This is a genomic window from Streptomyces sp. NPDC093065 (assembly GCF_044754585.1).
Lineage (GTDB): Bacteria > Actinomycetota > Actinomycetes > Streptomycetales > Streptomycetaceae > Streptomyces.
The window spans coordinates 70,851-89,723 of record NZ_JBIVPJ010000013.1 but is presented as its reverse complement, the minus strand read 5'-3'; the positions used below and the strand labels follow the sequence as shown (position 1 = coordinate 89,723).

The window sequence follows — 18,873 nt, the reverse complement described above, 5'->3', positions numbered from 1 at the left end:
CTGGGCAGACAGGGAGGCGGCCGTGGGTGCTGCGCGTACGAGCAGGACACCGTTGCCGGGGATAGGGGTGCGCTACGACCTGGTCACCCGCGAGCGGCGTCGGCTGTCGGTGGTGGCGGAGAAGGACGGGGCGCGGACGCTGAGCGCGTACCGCAGGAACGATCCGGAGGAAGACCCCGCGCTGTCGGTGCGGCTGGACGCGCAGGAGGCGTCCCTGGTCGTCGACGCGCTCAGGCCCGCCCATCACAGTCCCAGCCTGCTGTCGACGACCGAGCTGGGGCTGGTCGCGGAGCGCGTCGGGCTGTCGGCGTCGTCGCACTGGAACGGGCGTCTGCTGGGCGACACCCGTACCCGTACCGAGACCGGCGTGTCCATCGTCGCGGTGCTGCGGCGGACCGAGGCGCTGCCGTCGCCGGGGCCGGACTTCCGGCTGGCCGGCGGTGACACGCTGATCGTGATCGGTACGCGCGAGGGCGTCGACGCGGCCGCGGAGATCCTCGGCCGGGAGTGAGCCCCGGGTGGGGCGGGCGGCCCGCGGGCTCACGCGTTGGCGTGGGTCGACTCCGTGGTGGTGGTCTCGGCGGCGGTCGCGGCCTCGGACCCGACCGCCTTGCCGGGGCCGCGGGTGAGGCGGCGGGCGAGGGGCTCGGTGAAGCGGGCCGTGAGCGGGCCGAGTACGACGAGGATGAGCACGTACGCCGTCGCCAGCGGGCCGATGCGGGGCTCGACGCCCACCGCGAGTCCGGCGATGACGATCGAGAACTCGCCCCGCGCCACCAGTGTGCCGCCCGCCCGCCACCGGCCCGCGCCCCGCAGACCGGCGCGGTGGGCCGCGTACCAGCCGGTGGCGACCTTGGTGAGGGCCGTGACGACGGCGAGGATCAGGGCCGGCACGAGGACCGGCGGGATGTCGGCGGGGTTGGTGGACAGGCCGAAGAAGACGAAGAAGACGGCGGCGAACAGGTCGCGCAGCGGGGTGAGGAGACTGCTGGCGCCCTCGGCGACCTCGCCGGACAGGGCTATGCCGACGAGGAACGCGCCGACCGCGGCGGAGACCTGGAGTTCCTGGGCGAGTCCCGCCACGACGAGGGTGAGGCCGAGGACCACCAGCAGGAGCGTTTCCGCGCTGTCGGAGGAGACCGCGCGGCTGATCAGCCGGCCGTGGCGCAGCGCGAGGTAGAGGACGGCGCCGACGGTGCCCAGGGAGATCAGCAGGGTGACGGCGCCGCCGGCCAGGCTGACGCCGGCGAGCAGCGCGGTGAGGATCGGCAGGTAGACGGCCATCGCGAGGTCCTCGATGACGAGGACGCCGAGGATGACGGGGGTCTCGCGGTTGCCGAGCCGGCCCAGGTCGCCGAGGACCTTGGCGATCACCCCGGAGGAGGAGATCCAGGTGACGCCGGCGAGCGCGACGGCGGCCACCGGTCCCCAGCCCAGGACCAGTGCCGCCACGGCACCGGGTACGGCGTTGAGTACGAAGTCGACCGCGCCGGAGGGGTATTGGGTCTTGAGGTTGGTGACCAGTTCGGAGGCGCTGTACTCCAGGCCGAGCAGGAGCAGCAGCAGGATGACGCCGATCTCCGCGCCCGTGGCGGTGAACTCCTCGCTGGCCTGCAGGGGCAGGATGCCGCCGTGGCCGAATGCGAGCCCGGCCAGCAGGTAGAGAGGGATGGGCGAGAAGCCCACGCGGCCGGCGAGGCGGCCGAGGAGTCCGAGAGCGAGGATGATCGCTCCGAGTTCGATGAGCACGGCGGTCATGTTGTGCACGGGCGTCTGTCCCTCCGGGGCGGGTCGGTGGCGGGGGGCGTGCGGGGGCTGTGGCGCGGGGTGCGGGTGCGCGGTGGTGCGGGGTGGTGCGTTGCCCGGCGGTGCGTTGCCCGGCGGTGCGGGGTGCCGCACTCACCGGGGCGGGCGCCGCCCCAGCGGCACGACTGCCCGCGGCGAGCGGGGCGGCAGCCTGCGACTGTGCGCGGCTACGACGGCTGAAGCGTCAGAATTCGGGGACGCTGTCCCGGGCCGTGTTGTCGATGCGTGCGGTGTGCAGGGCACTGACGGTCGGGGTCGCTCGGTGCAGTCGGCACATCCGGCGTAACCCCCCGTCTCCTCGAACTGCCGCACGGTCACGGCTCGGTAAAGAAGTTTACCGCATCACTTATTACGCATTGTGATGCTTTTCGGGGTGAACGGGGAGCAAAGGCTCCGACTCCGGAGTGCCGTACTCCCCCAGCCAGCGGGCCAGTTTGCCCCGGCGGCCGACGGCGCGCAGCCGGCGTTCGGCGGCCTCGCGGACCTGGGGTGTGGTGATGAGCAGCAGTTCGTCGCCGGCACGCAGCACGGTCTCGCGGTCGGGTACGAGGCTGGTGCCGTCGCGGACGACCAGGGTCACCACCGTCGGGGACGGCAGGCGCAGCTCGAAGACGCTGACGCCGTGCAGCCGCGAGCCCGGGGGCACGGACACGGTGAGCAGGTCGGCGTCCAGCAGGTCGAGCGGCGCGGTCTCGACCTGGATCTCGCGCAGCGCGTCCGGACGGGTCACGCCCGTCCACCGGGCGACGGCGGGCAGCGTGGGCCCCTGGAGCAGGGTGAACAGGACGACGAGGACGAACACGATGTTCAGGGCGTCGCGCGCGCCGGTCACCCCGGCCACGACCGGGAACGTCGTCAGCACGATGGGGACCGCGCCGCGCAGACCGGCCCAGGAGATGAAGACCTGCTCGCGCCAGGGCACCCGGAAGGGCAGCAGGCAGAGCAGGACGGAGACGGGCCGGGCGACCAGGAGCAGGACCAGGCCGACGACCAGGGCCGGCAGGATCGCGGAGGGCAGTTCGGACGGGTCGACGAGCAGGCCGAGCATGACGAACAGGCCGATCTGGGCCAGCCAGCCGACGCCCTCGGAGAAGGAGCGGGTGGCCGCGCGGTGGGGCAGCTTGGCGTTGCCCAGGACGAGCCCGGAGAGGTAGGCGGCGATGATGCCGCTGGCGCCGAGCGCTCCGGCGGCGGCGAAGGCGATGACGCCGAAGCCGACCGTGGCCAGCGGGTACAGGCCGGTCGCGGGCAGGGCGATGTGCCGCAGCGCCGCGACGCCCAGGCGGCCGATCAGCACGCCCAGGACGCCGCCGACCACGAGCTGGAAGAGCAGGTTGCCCACGACGGGCAGCGGGCCGGGCAGTCCGCCCGCGGTGGAGAAGATCAGGACCAGGATGATGGTCGGCGCGTCGTTGAAGCCGGACTCGGCCTCCACGAGCACGCTCACCTTCCGCGGCAGCGGCAGGGCGCGCAGCACGGAGAAGACGGCGGCGGCGTCGGTGGAGGAGACGATCGCGCCGATCAGCAGGGCCAGCCGCCAGTCGATCCCGAGCAGCCAGTGCGCGCCCGCCGCGGTCACCACGACGGAGATCACCACGCCCACCGTGGCCAGTACTCCGGCGGGGGCGAGCAGGCGCCGTACGTCGCTCCACTGGGTGGTCAGGCCGCCCTCGACCAGGATGAGCGCGAGGGCGGCGGCGCCCAGCGCCTGGGCCAGCTGGGCGTCGTCGAACCGCAGGCCGAGCCCGTCCTCGCCCGCGACGAGGCCGACGCACAGGAACAGCAGCAGGCTGGGCAGGCCGATGCGGTGGGCGGCGCGGGCGGCGGCGATGCTCGCCAGCAGCACCGTGCCGCCGATCAGCAGCATCACGTACAGCTCGGACAGGGTCATCGAGCGGGCTCCGGACCGCGGGCACCGGCGCCCGGGGGCAGGTCCGCATCCTCCGTGCGGCGCCCGTCATCCGCCGCCCGGTGCCCGTCATCCGCCTCATCCGCCGTCCGGTGCCCGCCGGGGTCAGGACCCGGACGGCGGGCACCGGGTCCCGCGCTCGCGCCGGTGCGGGTCGAAGAGCTCACCGGCGACGCCGGCGAAGACCAGCCCGGCGGCGATGAGGAGCCCGTGGGCCAGGAACATGCCGGCGGCCAGCGCGCCCAGGGCGACGGCGAGCAGCAGCCAGGCCCGGCGGTAGCGGTATTCGCGCGGGCGGCAGGGGCGGCCGTCGGCGAAGCCCCGGACGAAACGGGGGTCCTCGCGGTGCAGCCGTGACTCGATCTCGCTGAGCCTGCGGTCGTCGGGTACGGGCATGGGGTCCTCCTCCCGCCGCGGTGCCCCGGCTGGGCGACGCGGTCAGTGGGGCGGGCCATGTGCTCTCCTTGCGGGGTGGGTCGTCCCGATCGCACCGGGCCGGAGCCACCGGGCGGGGCCGGGTAAGGGGAGTGGTCTCCAGACTCGCCCGTACAGGGGTGTCCCGGCCATCCGGGACGGCACCCAAATGGCGGGGCGTGCGACCTGTAGGGCGCGTATCCGCGCGGGTGGTCTCCGCGCCCCGCCCCGGCGCGGATCCCGGGAGAGGATCGGCGTGTCCCGCGCGTTCGCGGGGGCCGACCGGGAAGGACCCAGCTCGTGATCGTCTTCGGCACCAAGGGATACCTCTACCAGCTCGCGATGCTGACGCTGGTGTGCGGCCGGTGCGGCAACCCCTCCGCACACGCGCTCAGGAAGCGCGTCACGAAGTTCACCCTGTTCTTCGTGCCGCTGTTCCCCTTCTCCACGAAGTACGCGACGCAGTGCACCTTCTGCGGTGCCGAGCAGCAGGTGACCAGGGAACAGGCGGAGCGGCTCCAGGCGCAGGAGGCCGGCGGAGGCTAGCGGCTGACCCCTCCCTTCCGCGTTGCCGGTTTCCGGCAGCGTTGACTACCCTCACGTTGCCGGACACCGCGCACAGGGCGTGAACGGCAGGGGAGGCACGGGGTGACGGACCTGCGGACGGACCAGCGGGAGACGTACCTGACCGGGTACGCCGAGATCCTGGCGGGGGTGGCCGGCACGGGGCGCCGGCTGACCCGCGACGAGTTGGAGGAGCGGCGGCTCTTCGGTGAGCGGGCCGCGGAGGCGGGGCACAGTCTGCGCAGCCTCGTACGGCTGCATCTGGACGCCACGCGCACGTCCTGGCCCGGCGGCGGGCCGAGCGGGGCAGGTTCCGACGTCACCGGCAGCGTGCTCGCCGCCGTCGCGCAGGCCGTGGACGCCTTCGCCGAGGGGTACGAGCGCGCGCAGCGGCTCGCGGTGCGCCAGGAGGAGGCCGCGCGGCGGGAGTTCATCGACGACCTGCTCTACGGGCGCAGCGATCTCGGCCGCCTCGCCGAACGGGCCGAGCGCTTCGGGCTCGTCCTCTCCCGTGCCCACGCCGTCGCGGTGGCCCAGGGGCCCGAGGCGTACGACGACACCGCCCCCGTCACCCGGGTCGTGGAGACCGCGCTCATCTCCCGCTTCGGCGACCGGCGTGTCCTGATCACCACCAAGAACGGACAGTTGATCTGCATCGCCCCCGGCGACCAGGACGACGTCCTGACCTTCTTCGCCAAGCAGGCCTACGCCGCCACGGACGGCAGCCGGGTCGCCATCGGGCGCCCCCAGAGCGGTGCGGGCGGTGTGGTGCACAGCTACGAGGAGGCGCTCAGCACCCTCGAACTCGCCGACCGGCTGGACCTGGACGAGCCCGTGGTGCGCGCCGCCGACATGCTGGTCTACCCGGTCCTCGCCCGGGACCGGCAGGCGATGGCCGACCTGGTGCTGAGTGTGCTGGGTCCGCTGCGCGAGGCCCGCGGCGGTGCCGAGCCGCTGCTGCGGACCCTGGAGGTGTACTTCGACGCCGGCTGCACCGCGGCCGAGGCCGCCCGCCGGCTAGCGCTCAGCGTGCGGGCGCTCACCTACCGGCTGGACCGCATCCACCAGTTGACCGGGGCGGACGCCTCCGACCCGGTGCACCGCTACACGCTGCAGACCGCGGTCATCGGCGCCCGGCTGCTGGGGTGGCCCGCACAGGAGATCTAGCCGCGGCGCTCCGTCGAACGCCCTTCGGAGGTCCGCCGAAGACCAGCGACGGGGCGAGCGGCACGCCCCCGTGACACCCCCCGTGTCACCCGGCCCGAGCAGCCGGCCCTGCGTGCCGTCCCCCGTCCCGCCCGTCGCTGAGCTTCGGTGAGACCGATCGTCACATGTGGCGCGACCGCGTGTCATTGCCGAACTCCGGCAACCTTTCCACGTCTTCGGTGCCGCCCTCGATCTCTTCCGGCAGCCCTGGAACCGCACCCGGTGCCTGTACTGTCCTTCCCCAAATGGGGACTCATACAGGGAGCTTTCCGAACCAGGTTCCGCAGGGCGACGGATACGCGCACATGGTGGTGTGCGGCGACGACGGACTGGCGCACCGGCTGGCAGCCGAACTGCGCGGCGTCTACCGAGAACAGGTCACACTCGTCGTCCCGCCCTCCGGGCGCCGGGTGCGTCAGCCGGTGGTCGGCCGGGCCCGCGCGGCCTCGGCGGCGCTGCTCGACATGGTCAACGCGGCCGTCAACCGGTCGGGCAACGGCGATCCGGGCGGTGCCGGCCGCGAGCTGGAGGCCACCGAGCCGACCGAGGACGTGCTCGCGGACGCCGGTGTCGAGGGGGCCACCGCGCTGGCCCTGGTGTACGACGACGACGAGACCAACATCCGCGCCGCCCTGACCGCACGCCGGCTCAACCCACGTCTGCGGCTGGTCCTGCGCCTGTACAACCGGCGCCTGGGCCAGCACATCGAGGAACTCCTCGACCAGAGCGCCACGCTGGCGACCGGCGGCGGTCCCGGCTCCGGTTCCGGTTCCGGGTCCACGACCGTGCTGTCCGACGCCGACACCGCCGCGCCCGCGCTGGCGGCCACCGCCCTCGTCGGCACCAGCAAGATCGTCGAGACGGACGGCATCCTGCTGCGCGCCGTCGAACGGAACCCGCCCGGCCCGGGCGAGGTGGCCGACCCGGGCCTGTGCACCCTCGCGCTGCTCTCCGCGACGAGCAACGACCCGGCCGGCGCGGACGGTTCGGAGGACAGCGGCGAGCACGGCCCGCAACTGCTGCCCGACGCGGCGGCGGTGGAGGCGGCCACCGGACGCGGGACCGTGGCCCTGGAGCAGGTGTCGTACTCCGGGCCGCCGCTGCCCGCCGGACGGGCCGGTGTGCCCGCGTTCGGCGAGCTGTTCTCGCGCCGGCTGCGGTGGTCGCTGGCCGGTCTGGCGGCGTGCGTGGTCGCGCTCGCCGTCGCGCTGATGGTGGTCACCGGCGACCATCCGCTGCACGCCACGTACGTGACCCTGCTCGACCTGTTCTCCATCAACGAGCCCGCGCACAACGACGACGTCGGGCGTCAGATCCTCCAGCTCCTGTCCGGCTTCGTCGGGCTGCTGCTGCTGCCGGTCCTGCTGGCGGCCGTCCTGGAGGCCCTCGGCACCTTCCGCACCGCCTCGTCCCTGCGGAAGCCGCCGCGCGGGCTCGGCGGGCACGTCGTTCTGCTGGGTCTCGGCAAGATCGGCACGCGCGTGCTGACCCGGCTGCGGGAGATGGACATCCCCGTGGTGTGCGTGGAGTCCGACCCCGAGGCGCGCGGCATGGCGACCGCACGACGGCTGCGGGTGCCGGTGGTGCTCGGCGACGTCACCCAGGAGGGCGTCCTGGAGGCGGCCAAGATCCACCGGGCGCATTCGCTGCTCGCGCTGACCAGTGTGGACACGACCAACCTGGAGGCGGTGCTGTACGCGCGGTCCGTACGGTCGCGGCTGCGGGTGGTGCTGCGGCTGTACGACGACGACTTCGCGACCGCCGTGTACCGCACGCTGCGCGCCGCGCACCCGCGGGCGCTCACCCGGAGCCGGAGCGTGACGCACCTGGCGGCGCCGTCCTTCGCCGGGGCGATGATGGGCCGCCAGATCCTCGGCGCGATCCCCGTCGAGCGGCGGGTGCTGCTGTTCGCCGCGGTGGAGGTCGCGGGGCATCCGCAGCTGGAGGGGAGGACGGTCGGGGAGGCGTTCCGGGCGGGGGCGTGGCGGGTGCTGGCGCTGGAGGTGTCCGACGGCGTCTCCGACGGTGAGCGGGCGGGGGGCGATGCCCCGCAGGGGGCGCGGGAGTCCCGGTTGGTGTGGGAGCTGCCCGACACGTATGTCCTGCGGGGCTCGGACCGGGTGGTGCTGGCGGCGACTCGGCGGGGGCTGGCGGAGTTGCTGGGGCGGCAGGCACGGACGCAGGGCCGGACCGGCACGTAGTCAATACTTGCGCAAGTACTAAACTATGGGTCGGCTCCCGCCCCGGGGAGCCGACCAACGACGTCTGCGCGAGGAGTGGCCGGTGTTCTCCGACGTGGGCCCCATGGAACTGGCCGCACTGGCGGTCCTGGCCGTCCTCCTCTTCGGGCCGGACCGGCTCCCGGAGGTCATCCAGAACGTGGCGGGCTTCCTGCGCAAGGTGCGGGAGCTCTCCGACAGTGCCGAGGAGGAGATCCGCTCCGGACTCGGCCCGGAGTTCCGGGACTTCGAGTTCCGCGACGTGCGGCCGGAGAGGTTCGTACGCGAGCACGTCCTGGGCGGCGACGCACTAGGACTCGGAGCCGAGCCGGAGCCCGATCCCGGAGCCGGGCCCGGACCCGAGCCAGGACCCGGCCCCCGGCCCGGCCCCGAGCCAGGACCCGGCGGCTCGCCGACCCCGGCCGGGCAGCGACCGGGCCCGGAGGCCGCCACACCCCGCGTCCCGTTCGACCCGGAGGCCACCTGACGGACCGCGCCGCCCGCCGGGCCCCGCAACTCAGCTGCCGGCGGCGGGGCCGGAGCCACCAGGCGGGGAGACGACTGGGGCGGCCGGCTCCTCCTCGGACCGCATCGCCCGGGCCTCGCTCTTGAGGATGCGGGCCGACTTGCCGAGCGAACGCGCCATGTCGGGCAGTTTCTTCGAGCCGAACAGCGCGATGAACACGACGACCACGACGAGCAGGTGCCACGGCTCCAGACCGTTGCGGAGCATTCCTCCACCCCTTTCCCATCACATACAGTTGCTATATTGCGCAACTATACAACTTTGGTTGGGCCGGCCGCTCCCTCCGCACGACCGGACCACCGGACCACCGATTCGGACGAGGCGCTCACATGACCACGGACCAGCAGGCGACTCCCCCACGGCACGGCCCGGGGACACCGCACCGCGCCCGGCGGCGCGCGGGCGACGGGAACGGCCGACGCTCCGGCCGCCGGCGCGGTCGCGGCCGGCTGCGGCCCGTCCTCGCGACCTGCCTGGCGGTGGTCGTGCTCGCGACGGCCGGGGCGGGCTGGCTGTACCTGCGGCTGACCGGCAACATCGACACCTTCAGCGCGGACGGCATATCCGACGACCGCCCCGCCGCAGCGACGAAGGGCGAGAACGTCCTGGTCATCGGCTCGGACGCGCGCACCGGAGGCAACGCCGACCTCGGCGGTGGCGACAAGGGCGACATCGGCCGCTCGGACACCGCCCTGCTGCTCCACGTCTACGCCGACCGTCGGCACGCCGTCGCCGTGTCCATCCCGCGCGACACCCTCGTGACCGTCCCGCCGTGCAGGCTGCCCGACGGGACCTGGACCGAGGAACGGCCCGACACGATGTTCAACGCCGCCTACTCGGTCGGGCAGACCGCCGGGGGCAACCCGGCCTGCACCCAGAACACCGTGGAGAAGCTCTCCGGGCTGCGGGTGGACCACACCGTGGTCGTCGACTTCCAGGGCTTCGCCTCGCTCACGGACGTCGTCGGCGGCGTCGAGGTGTGCCTGCCCCAGGACGTCTACCAGCGCGACCTCAACCCGAACCGCGCGACGCGGGGTGACAAGCTCTTCGACAAGGGCGTCCAGAACGTCTCCGGGCAGCGGGCGCTGGACTACGTCCGGATCCGGCACGGCATCGGCGACGGCTCCGACATCGGCCGCATCAAGCGCCAGCAGGCGTTCATGTCCGCCCTGCTGAAGAAGATCAAGGAGGACGGTTTCACCCCGACGCGGCTACTGCCGCTGGCCGAGGCCGCGACCGGTTCCCTGACGGTCGACCCGGGGCTCGGCTCGGCCGACAAGCTGCTGAAGTTCGCCATGTCGCTGAAGGACGTCGACCTGCACAACACCCGGTTCGTCACCATCCCCTGGCGTTACGCGGGCGACCGCGTGGCCGTCGTCGAGCCGGACGCCGACGACCTGTGGGCGTCGCTCGGGAACGACCGCGCCCCGGACGGCTCCGACACCGAGACCGGCTCGGGCTCCGGCTCCGGGGGCGGGAGCGGAAGTGGGAGCGGGGGCGGCGACCACGGCTCCGGCGAAGGCACGGCCGCCGAGGTGTCCGGCCGGGGCGTCGCGGTCGCCGTCCGCAACGGCACCCACACCTCCGGGCTGGCCGCCCGCGCCGCCGGGACCCTCCGGGAGCACGGCTTCACCGTCACCACGACGGGCAACGCCGACCGCCGGGACCACGCCACCACCGTGATCCAGTACGGTCCGGCCCACAAGGACGGTGCCGAGACACTCGCCCCGCTGTTCCCGGGCGCCCGTCTGGAACCCGTCGCCGGGGACGGTCTCGTCCTGGTCGTGGGCGGCGACTACACCGGCGACGCGGCGCGGACACCGGCCCCCGGGGAGTCCGGGGCCGGGGAGGCGTCCGGAGCCCCGGACGGCGACGCCCGCACGGCCGACGCCGATCCCTGCTCCGACCTCTCCTACGGCTGACGCCCGCGCCGGGTCAGGAGCGCGAGGACCGCCGCGTACCCGGTCAGGATCGCGGCGAGCAGCCCGTAGTAGACGGCCGGCAACGGCTCCAGGCCCAGCGGCGTGCCCAGCGGCGTGAACGGCAGCGCGAGGCCGACCGCGGCCAGCGCGGCGGCGGCGGCCAGCAGGGGCCGGGGCACGGGCCGGACCCCGGTGCGCATCAGGAGCATGACGAGGGCCTGGGTGAGGAGGTTCTCGGTGAACCAGCCCGAGTGGAAGGCGCCCTCGTCGTGCGCCGCCGACGCGGTGGCCGCCAGGGCGGCGAAGGTGGCCAGGTCGGCCAGGGCGCCGAGCAGCCCGAAACCGGTGATGAGGCGGAGGAACGGCACGGGGCGCAGCACGGCCGGACGGGCCAGTTCACGGCGGGCCGGGCGGTCGTGGGCGAGGGCGAGCTGCGCCGCGTCGAAGCACAGGTTCTGCACCAGGACCTGTGCGGGGAACATGGGCAGGAAGGGCAGCAGCAGCCCCGCGGCGAGCATCGCCATCACGTTGCCGAGGTTGGAGGAGAGCGTGATCCGCAGGTACGAGGCGATGTTGCCGCCCGCGTGCCGGCCCGCGGCGATCGCCTGGTCCACGGCCGTGAGGTCCTTGTCCGCCAGCACCACGTCGGCGCTGCGGCGGGCCACCTCCACGCCGCCCAACGGGCACACACCGACGTCGGCGGCGCGCAGCGCGGGCAGGTCGTTGACGCCGTCGCCGAGGAAGCCGACGGTGTGGCCGCGCCGGCGCAGCACGGTGACGACCCGTGCCTTGTGCTCGGGCGTGCAGCGGGCGAAGACCGTGGTGCGGGCGGCCAGCGCGGCCAGTTCCTCGTCGTCGAGCGCCTCCGCGGCACCGGCGTCGGCCACCTCACCCGGTTCCAGGCCCAGGTCCCGGCAGACCCGGGCGGCCGTGGCGGGGTGGTCGCCGGTGAGGACCTTGACGGCGACCCCGCGGTCGGCGAAGCGGCCGAGGGCGTCGGCCGCGCCGGGGGCGAGGGCGTCGCGGAAGGTGACGAAGCCGAGGAAGGCCAGGCCGCGTTCGTCGGCGGGAGTGCAGGGGCGGGTGCGGGCCACGCGCTCGCCGGTGGCGACGGCCAGGACCCGCACCCCCCGGGCCGCGAGGCGGGCGGCTTCCCGGGCCAGCCGCTCCCGCTCGGCCCCGTCCATCGCGCACCGCTCGAGCACGGATTCCGCCGCGCCTTTGACGAGGAGGGTGTGGCCACCGAGCACGCCGGGGGTGCGCACGACGGCCGTGGACAGCCGGCGCACGGTGTCGAAGGGCAGCGCGGCCACCGGGTCGTACGCCATCGCCTCCTCCGGGTCGCAGGCCTCCAGGAGGGCCTCGTCGAGCGGGTCGGGGACGGGCAGGTCGGCGATGTGCAGGGTCCACCAGGCGTTGACCGCCGCCCGGGCCAGCACGTCCGGCGCGGCGCGGCCCGCGGCGTCGACGGCCTCGGCGACCACCGGCCGGTCCTGGGTGAGCGTGCCGGTCTTGTCCAGGCACAGCACGTCCGTCGCGCCGAGGTCGTGCAGGGCGGGCGGGCGGCGGACGATCACCCCGTGGGTGCGGGCGAGCGTGGCCGCGCCCCGGGTCAAGCAGGTGGTGACGACCACCGGGAGCATCTCCGGCGTCAGTCCCACCGCGACCGCGACCGCGAACGGCAGCGTCTCCAGGCCACGCCCGCGCAGCGCCGCGTTCGCCATGAGCACCAGCGGCGGAGTGAGCAGCACGAACCGGATCAGCACCCACGAGATGCCGTGCACCGAACGGTCGAACGCGCTCGGCGTACGCGGACCGCCCGGTGCGTGCCCGGCGGCGAACCGGGTGCGGGCGCCGGTGGCGACCACCACGGCGGAGGTGCTGCCCGCGACGACCGTGCTGCCCTGGAAGCACATGTCCGGGCGCGCGAACGAGGTGTCCGCGCCGGACGGTTCGCCGGCCTCCTTGGCCACCGGGGCCGACTCGCCGGTCAGCGCCGACTGGTCCACGGTCAGCCCGTGGGCGCGCAGCAGCCGTACGTCGGCCGGGACCAGATCGCCCGGCCCGAGGCGGACTACGTCGCCGGGCACGACCTCGTCGACGGGTATCTCGCGCACGACGGGGTCGGCCCCGGGGCCGGCCCGGCGCCGCACGCTCACGGTGGTGGCGACCAGGTCCCGCAGGTGGTCCATGGCCCGCTCGGCCCGGTGCTCACCGTGCGAGCGCAGTACGCAGCTGACCGCGACCAGGGCCAGGATCACCCCGGCCGTGCCCCAGGAGGCGACGGCGGCGGAGACCACGCCGAGGGCGAACAGCACCGCCGTGAACGGATCGCGCAGGCTGCGCGCCAGGCGCACCGGCCAGGAGGCGGCCCGGCGCGCCGGCAGCAGGTTGGGACCGTGCGACCCGAGGCGGACCACGGCGTCGTCCTCGGTCAGCCCGCGCGGCGACGCGCCCAGTGCCCGGAGCAGTTGCAGGGAGGTCAGGCCACCGGTCGCCGGACCGTCGGCGGGCCCGAGGTCCGCCGGCCGGGCCGGTGCTGCCAGGAGGCGGTCAGGCACCGGTCCCGCGCAGCCGGCGCAGCGGCCGGGCGCCCTGCTCGCGCTCCTGCTCGGTGAGCTGCCCGATCATGAGGCGCACCACTGCCACGACGCCCGGGTCGTCGACGTAGTACACCTGGCGGCGGCCCTCGCGGCGGGAACGCACCAGGCCGGCCAGCTTCAGCTTCGACAGATGCTGGCTGACGGCCGGCAGCGCGCCGCCGACCTGCTCGGCCAGGCCGCTGACGTCCTTCTCCCCCCGGGCGAGGAGCCAGACGATGTGCAGGCGCGCGGGGGCGGCGAGCAGGCCGAACGCCTCAGCCGCCCGGCCCAGCACCTCGTCGGACGGCTCCTCGTGGTCCGCTCCCCCCGCTCGTGCCGTCACAGTCCCACTCCTGTCCCGTTCTTCGCCCCGCCGGCCGTCGGACCCGCCGGGGCGGGCCCAGTCTAGGCGGCGGGTCCGGCGGCGGTTCCCGGCCGGACGTGCACGGATCCGGAGTGACCGACCCGAACCGCACTCGGAGGAACCGACATGGGCGTCATCGGCCGGATCGTCCTGGGACTGCCGGCCGGGGCCGCCGCCAAGGTCCTGCTGCCCGGACGCGCCCCGGACGGACTGATCGGCACCACCCTGATCGGCGGCTCCCTCGTCCTGCTCATCGGCTGCCGCCTCCTGTTCGGCGACTCCCGCGACCGGCCACCCCCGGGCCGTCCCGACGGGATCAGGGCAGGTGCCGCGCCGCGAAATCCAGCTCCAGGCGCACCTGCTTGATCCGTTCGTCCACGACCAGGGAGCCGTGGCCCGCGTCGTAGCGGTAGACCTCGTGGACGGCGCCCCTGGCCTTCAGGCGCTCGACGTAGTTCTCGACCTGGCGGATCGGGCAGCGCGGGTCGTTGACGCCCGCGGAGATGTACACCGGGGCCTTGACCTCGTCGACGTAGGTCAGCGGGGAGGAGGCCTCGAAGCGCTCGGGGACCTCCTCGGGGGTGCCGCCCAGCAGGGTGCGGTCGAGGGCTTTGAGGCCCTCCATCTCGTCGTGGTACGCGGTGACGTAGTCGGCGACCGGCACGGCCGCGATGCCCAGCGTCCACGCCTCGGGCCGGGTGCCGATGCCGAGAAGGGTGAGGTACCCGCCCCAGGAGCCGCCGGTGAGGATCAGACGCTCGGGGTCCGCGAGGCCCGAGGTCACCGCCCACTCGCGCACCGCCGCGATGTCCTCCAGCTCGATGAGGCCCACCCGGTGCTTGAGGGCGTCGGTCCACGCGCGGCCGTACCCGGTGGAGCCCCGGTAGTTCACGCGGACCACCGCGTACCCGTGGTCGACCCAGGCGGCCGGGCCCGCCGCGAAGGCGTCGCTGTCGTGCCAGGTCGGGCCGCCGTGGATGTCGAAGACCGTCGGCAGCGGACCGGCCGCGCCGGCCGGCTTCTGGACCAGGGCGTGGATGCGGCCTCCGGGCCCCTCCACCCACACGTCCTCCACCGGCACCGAGCGGGGCGACTTCAGGCCGGGCGGGTCCAGGACGACGCGGCCGGTGGTGGAGCGGACGGCCGACGGCTCGGCGGCCGAGGACCACAGGTACTCCACGCTGCCGTCGGGGCGGGCCGTGGCCCCGGAGACCGTGCCCGCCGGGGTGTCGATCTCCGTCAGCCCGCGCTCGGCGAAGTCGTAGCGGAACAGCTCGCTGCGGGCCTCGAAGCCGTGCACGATCAGCAGTCCGCTGCCGTCCGGGTACCACTCGGCGCTCACGTCGCCCGGCAGCTCCAGGGCGAGGTCGGTCTGCTCGCCCGTCGCCACGTCCCACACCAGGGGCTCCCAGCGGCCCCGGCGCTGGTGGCCGATGAGCAGACGGGTGTCGCCGTCGACCGGCGCGAAGCCCAGCACCTCCAGGCCCAGCTCCTTCTCGCCGCCCTCGGTGTCGTCCAGCTCGGCGACCGTGCCGCCGTCGGGGCGCAGGACGCGCAGCGCCGAGTGCATGGCGTCGCCGTGCTCGGTGTGCTCGATCGCGACGAGGGATCCGTCGTGGGAGAGGTCGCCGACGCCCGCGGACTCGCGGTGCCGGTAGATCTCCGCCGGGGGCCCGCCCGCGTGCGCGAGGTGGATCGTCGTACCGTCCTCGTCGGTGGAACGGCCGATCACCGCCGTACGGCCGTCCCGGCCGAGGGCGAGGCCCGCCGGGTAGGAGGGGTCGAGGCCCGGCACGGCCTCCTCGTCCGCACCGCCCGCGAAGGGCTGGCGGCGCCAGACGCCGAACTCGTCGCCGTCCTTGTCGTCGAACCACCAGATCCACTCGCCGTCGGGCGCGAGCACCCCGTCCGTCGTGCCGTTGGGCCGGTCCGTGACCTGGCGCTGCTCGCCGCTCGAACGGTCCCAGGCGTACAGCTCGTACGTCCCCGTCGCGTTCGACACGAACAGTGAGCGGTCCGGGGCGTCCTCGGCCCAGTCGGGCAGTGACACCCTCGGCGCCCGGAACCGCTTCTCCCAGTCGGGCACCTGCTCGTCCTGCGTCCGCCGTCCGTCCACGGCCGCATCCATGTCCGGCGGAACGGACCCGTTGCTCTCAGTCATGGCCCCATACTGCCCCGAGCGGGCGGCACCGTGCAGAAGAGATCCCCAGCCTGTGGACAACCTCCTCCGTCCACCCCTTCTCCCCCACGTTTTCCACAGCCCCGCGGCAGGGTCTTCCGGGCCCGCACCGTACCGTGGAGGGCGTGTACCGGTTTCTGCTGACGCCCCGATGGTGGGGGATCAACGTCTTCGTCGTCCTGGCCATCCCCTTCTGCATCTTCATGGGTTCCTGGCAGCTCGGCCGGTTCGAGGACCGGGTGCAGGACCACGAGACCGCCTCCACGCAGCACGAGTCGGCCCGCCGGGAAGCGGCGCGCCCGCTGACCGAGCTGCTGCCCGTGGACAAGGCGACGGTCGGCAAGCAGACCACCGTCACCGGCCGGTACGACGACCAGCTGCTGGTCCCGGAGCGGAAGCTGGACGACCAGGACGGCTTCTACGTCCTCACCCTCCTGCGCACCGACAGCGGCAAGGCCCTGCCCGTCGTGCGCGGCTGGCTGCCCGGCGAGCCCGACCCGGCCAGGGCCCCGGCGCCGCCCGCCGGCGAGGTCACCGTCACCGGAGCGCTCCAGGCCGCCGAGTCTCCCGGCGCGGGCGGCGTCAGCGGCCGCTCCGGGTGGCCCGCGGGGCAGACCGGCGCGATCAGCGCGGCGACGCTGCTCAACCTCGTGCCGTACGACGTGTACGACGCGTGGGTCACGCTGAACGAGGGCGACTCCGGGATGCGGGCCGTGCCCGTGAGCGCGCCGCAGAACACGGGGCTCGACCTGAAGGCCTTCCAGAACCTCGGCTACACCGCCGAGTGGTTCGCCTTCGTCGGCTTCGTGGTCTTCATGTGGTTCCGGCTGCTGCGCCGCGAGGTCGAACTCGCCCGGGACGCGGAGCTGGGACTGATCACGCAGGACGACGAGAGCAGCGGGAGCGGAGCGACCGGGGCGACCGAAGCGGCCGAGGACAAGGCCGGCGAGCCCAGGGCGGGGCTCACCTCCTGATCCCGTGGGGCCGGGCCCCCGCTCACGCCCCCTGGTCCGCGAGCAGCCCCGTCCAGTACACGGTCCCCACACACGCGTTGGTCACCGTGGCCGTCGCCGAGCCGGAGCCGCCCGCGGGGGTGTACGTCACCGACACGCTCCCCTCGGCCGGGCCGTCCCGGGTGACCAGTTGGGCCGTGGGGCCCGCCTCTCCGCCGCCGCCCGCGGAGCTCCCGCCCGCGGCGGTCGTGTCACCGGAGGGCGAGGGGTCGGGCGAGGGCCCGCCCGTGCCGCCCCCCGTGGTGCCGCCGGTGGTGGGACAGGTCTCCGAGGGCACCCAGGCGAACCGCACCTCGTACGCGGCCCCGGGCGCCAGGGTCAGCGAGGGCGTCTCCAGCGACGGGTCGGGCAGCCCGGCCGCGGCGTCCCCGGCGGCGTGCCGCGCGGTGCCGACCCTGGTGGCGTCCGCGGCGCCCAGCGAGGCGGTGACCACGCTGCCGGGGGCGTCGACGGTACAGCCGCCCGAGGAGACGTTGGTGACCCGGAAGGAGCCGTAGACCACGCCCGTGGAGTCCGGCTCGGCGCTGCTGGCGACCGCCGGGCCGAGCGACCCCGGCGCGCAGGCGGGGGTGCCGGCGGGGCTGGAGGCACTGGGGGCGTCCGAGGGGGAGGAGCCCGTCGAGGCGCCGCTCTCCCTGCCGCCCGGCGTCTCCTCGGGACCGGCCTTGTCCCTGCCCTCTGCTCTGTCCCCGGAACCGGCGATGCCGCTCTGGCCGCCGGCCGGGTCCTTGCCCTGGGAGGCGCCGCCCTGGGCCTGTGAGGCGTTGCCCGCGACGGCCGGGTCGGCACCCGCGCCGGTGGAGTTGGAGACGTGCACGAGGGCCGGGACCGCCGTGCCGAGGAAGAGGACCGCGGCCGCCGCGCCGACGAAGGCCTGGCGCTTGCGGGTCCGCCGGGCGGGAACGGCCCGCCGCAGGTGCTCCAGGGTGCCGTCGCCCGGCTGCATCTCCCCGACCGCCCGCCGCATCATCGCGCGCAGCGCTGCCTCGTCGGTGGCCGGCCCGTCGGCGCCCGGGGCGTCGGGGCCCTGCTCGGCGGGGCCGTGGTTCACAGTTCCGTTCCCAGCGTGCGTGTGCTCGTGCTGCTCTCGCCCGTCCGGTCCGGCGGGCACGTCGTTCCCCTCGCGGGTGTCCGGTCGCTCGTCGTCGCCGTCACTCATGCCGGTGCCTCCATGGCCACCCTGAGCGCGGCGATCCCCCGCGAACCGTATGCCTTGACCGAGCCCAGGGATATGCCGAGCGTCTCGGCGACCTGGGACTCCGTCATGTCGGCGAAGTAGCGCAGGACCAGGACCTCGCGCTGCCGGCGCTGCAGCCCCTTCATCGCCTTGATCAGGGAGTCCCGCTCCAGCTGGTCGTAGGCGCCCTCCTCCGCGCTGGCCATGTCGGGCATGGGCTTGGAGAGGAGCTTGAGGCCGAGGATGCGGCGGCGCAGCGCCGAGCGCGAGAGGTTCACGACGGTCTGACGCAGGTACGCCAGGGTCTTCTCCGGGTCACGGACGCGTTTGCGCGCCGAGTGGACGCGGATGAAGGCCTCCTGGACCACGTCCTCGCAGGAGGCCGTGTCGTCGAGGAGGAGGGCGGCGAGGCCGAGCAGCGAGCGGTAGTGCGCCCGGTAGGTCTCGGTGAGGTGGTCGACGGTGGTCCCCGCCGCCGCCTCCTCGGCGCCGTCGCGCTGGTTCGATATGCGGGCCGGCCGCGCTGCGGGCATGGGCGCGATCACCGGCATGCCACCGGCCGGACCGGCCACACGGGGACGGACGGACCGGGCGGGCGGGACGGGTGGACGCAGCGCCGCCCCCCGTGCCCCTGCGGTGAATTCGAGAACCTCTGCCACGCCAGTTGGACACTCCCACCCCCCGGAGGGTTGTACGTGCCGGGCGTCACGTTCCCGTGTCCGCCGGACAGCCGCCCGGGCGGCCACCCTCCCGACGGTGCGTCATAGGCCCTCATCGTCCGCTCTTCCCCTATGTCCGTGTGAACGGGCGTCCCCACGCCCGTCCTCGGCGTCCCCACGCCGAACCACGCGTCCCCGCGCCCCGAATGGGTGTCCGCAAAGACGCTCCCCGCCGCTCGCACGGTTGCGGAGGGCGGGGAGGAAATCCTCTGACGGCACGGGTGTCCGGTACAAGTAGTCCGGACCAACTTCCGGATCACATCTCGTCCATGG

General features: G+C 74.3%; 16 protein-coding genes and 1 pseudogene. 8 read left to right on the top strand and 9 right to left on the bottom strand.

All coding sequences use genetic code 11. The annotated features are described in order from the left end of the window. Positions 1-22 precede the first annotated feature (22 nt). Positions 23-511, top strand: a complete 489-nt coding sequence (locus ACIQFU_RS22605) for a cation:proton antiporter regulatory subunit (protein WP_402553878.1) — start codon at positions 23-25, stop codon at positions 509-511. Between the two features lie 29 nt (positions 512-540). Here ACIQFU_RS22605 and ACIQFU_RS22600 read toward each other — a convergent pair whose 3' ends face one another. From ACIQFU_RS22600 to ACIQFU_RS22590, 3 genes are all read right to left on the bottom strand, one after another. Then, entirely contained in the window at positions 541-1,767 is a 1,227-nt protein-coding gene (locus ACIQFU_RS22600) for a cation:proton antiporter (RefSeq protein WP_402553877.1), read from the bottom strand. A gap of 388 nt (positions 1,768-2,155) precedes the next feature. Continuing rightward, positions 2,156-3,697 (bottom strand): potassium/proton antiporter, encoded by a 1,542-nt coding sequence (locus tag ACIQFU_RS22595; RefSeq protein WP_402553875.1) that lies wholly within the window; start codon positions 3,695-3,697, stop codon positions 2,156-2,158. Between the two features lie 123 nt (positions 3,698-3,820). Next, the gene (locus tag ACIQFU_RS22590; protein WP_402553873.1) at positions 3,821-4,111 is read right to left on the bottom strand and encodes a DUF3040 domain-containing protein; all 291 of its coding nucleotides are present in this window, start codon (positions 4,109-4,111) and stop codon (positions 3,821-3,823) included. A gap of 318 nt (positions 4,112-4,429) precedes the next feature. On the opposite strand from ACIQFU_RS22590, the gene ACIQFU_RS22585 reads away from it, so the two are divergent. The 4 genes from ACIQFU_RS22585 to ACIQFU_RS22570 all read left to right on the top strand — a co-directional run bounded on the left by ACIQFU_RS22585 (position 4,430) and on the right by ACIQFU_RS22570 (position 8,605). Continuing rightward, positions 4,430-4,675, top strand: coding sequence for a zinc-ribbon domain-containing protein (locus tag ACIQFU_RS22585; RefSeq protein ID WP_402553872.1), 246 nt, complete (start codon positions 4,430-4,432; stop codon positions 4,673-4,675). Between the two features lie 102 nt (positions 4,676-4,777). Further along, positions 4,778-5,860 carry a PucR family transcriptional regulator gene (locus ACIQFU_RS22580; protein ID WP_402553870.1) on the top strand — a complete coding sequence of 361 codons (1,083 nt, stop codon included), beginning with the start codon at positions 4,778-4,780 and terminating at the stop codon, positions 5,858-5,860. A gap of 344 nt (positions 5,861-6,204) precedes the next feature. Next, positions 6,205-8,100: an NAD-binding protein gene (locus tag ACIQFU_RS22575; RefSeq protein ID WP_402554108.1), complete on the top strand. Its 1,896-nt coding sequence runs from the start codon at positions 6,205-6,207 to the stop codon at positions 8,098-8,100. Between the two features lie 82 nt (positions 8,101-8,182). Beyond that, the gene (locus ACIQFU_RS22570) at positions 8,183-8,605 is read left to right on the top strand and encodes a twin-arginine translocase TatA/TatE family subunit (RefSeq protein WP_402553868.1); all 423 of its coding nucleotides are present in this window, start codon (positions 8,183-8,185) and stop codon (positions 8,603-8,605) included. Between the two features lie 30 nt (positions 8,606-8,635). On the opposite strand, the gene tatA is transcribed toward ACIQFU_RS22570, so the two are convergent. After that, the gene (tatA, locus tag ACIQFU_RS22565) at positions 8,636-8,851 is read right to left on the bottom strand and encodes a Sec-independent protein translocase subunit TatA (RefSeq protein ID WP_402553866.1); all 216 of its coding nucleotides are present in this window, start codon (positions 8,849-8,851) and stop codon (positions 8,636-8,638) included. A 122-nt stretch (positions 8,852-8,973) separates the two neighbouring features. Between tatA and ACIQFU_RS22560 the strand changes: the two genes are divergently transcribed. Beyond that, a complete protein-coding gene (locus tag ACIQFU_RS22560; protein WP_402553864.1) occupies positions 8,974-10,566 on the top strand; it encodes an LCP family protein in 1,593 nt (530 codons plus the stop codon). Here the strand turns inward: ACIQFU_RS22560 and mgtA are convergent. Continuing rightward, the gene (mgtA, locus tag ACIQFU_RS22555; RefSeq protein ID WP_402553863.1) at positions 10,557-13,127 is read right to left on the bottom strand and encodes a magnesium-translocating P-type ATPase; all 2,571 of its coding nucleotides are present in this window, start codon (positions 13,125-13,127) and stop codon (positions 10,557-10,559) included. The two genes, ACIQFU_RS22560 and mgtA, sit on opposite strands and share 10 nt — an antisense overlap. Beyond that, the gene (locus ACIQFU_RS22550; RefSeq protein WP_402553862.1) at positions 13,120-13,491 is read right to left on the bottom strand and encodes an ArsR/SmtB family transcription factor; all 372 of its coding nucleotides are present in this window, start codon (positions 13,489-13,491) and stop codon (positions 13,120-13,122) included. The genes mgtA and ACIQFU_RS22550 overlap by 8 nt, the downstream gene beginning before the upstream one ends. Positions 13,492-13,638: 147 nt before the next feature. Here ACIQFU_RS22550 and ACIQFU_RS22545 point away from each other — a divergent pair. Beyond that, positions 13,639-13,800, top strand: a pseudogene (locus tag ACIQFU_RS22545) (GlsB/YeaQ/YmgE family stress response membrane protein); the annotation flags it as partial. Positions 13,801-13,828: 28 nt separating this feature from the next. On the opposite strand, the gene ACIQFU_RS22540 reads toward ACIQFU_RS22545, so the two are convergent. Continuing rightward, positions 13,829-15,673 (bottom strand): prolyl oligopeptidase family serine peptidase, encoded by a 1,845-nt coding sequence (locus ACIQFU_RS22540; RefSeq protein WP_402553861.1) that lies wholly within the window; start codon positions 15,671-15,673, stop codon positions 13,829-13,831. A gap of 143 nt (positions 15,674-15,816) precedes the next feature. Here ACIQFU_RS22540 and ACIQFU_RS22535 point away from each other — a divergent pair, with 143 nt between their 5' ends. Beyond that, positions 15,817-16,665: an SURF1 family protein gene (locus ACIQFU_RS22535; RefSeq protein ID WP_402553860.1), complete on the top strand. Its 849-nt coding sequence runs from the start codon at positions 15,817-15,819 to the stop codon at positions 16,663-16,665. A 22-nt stretch (positions 16,666-16,687) separates the two neighbouring features. On the opposite strand, the gene ACIQFU_RS22530 is transcribed toward ACIQFU_RS22535, so the two are convergent. After that, a complete protein-coding gene (locus tag ACIQFU_RS22530) occupies positions 16,688-17,863 on the bottom strand; it encodes a hypothetical protein (protein WP_402553859.1) in 1,176 nt (391 codons plus the stop codon). Next, complete coding sequence (locus ACIQFU_RS22525; RefSeq protein WP_402553857.1) at positions 17,860-18,540, bottom strand: SigE family RNA polymerase sigma factor; 681 nt, start codon at positions 18,538-18,540, stop codon at positions 17,860-17,862. The genes ACIQFU_RS22530 and ACIQFU_RS22525 overlap by 4 nt, the downstream gene beginning before the upstream one ends. Positions 18,541-18,873 lie beyond the last annotated feature (333 nt).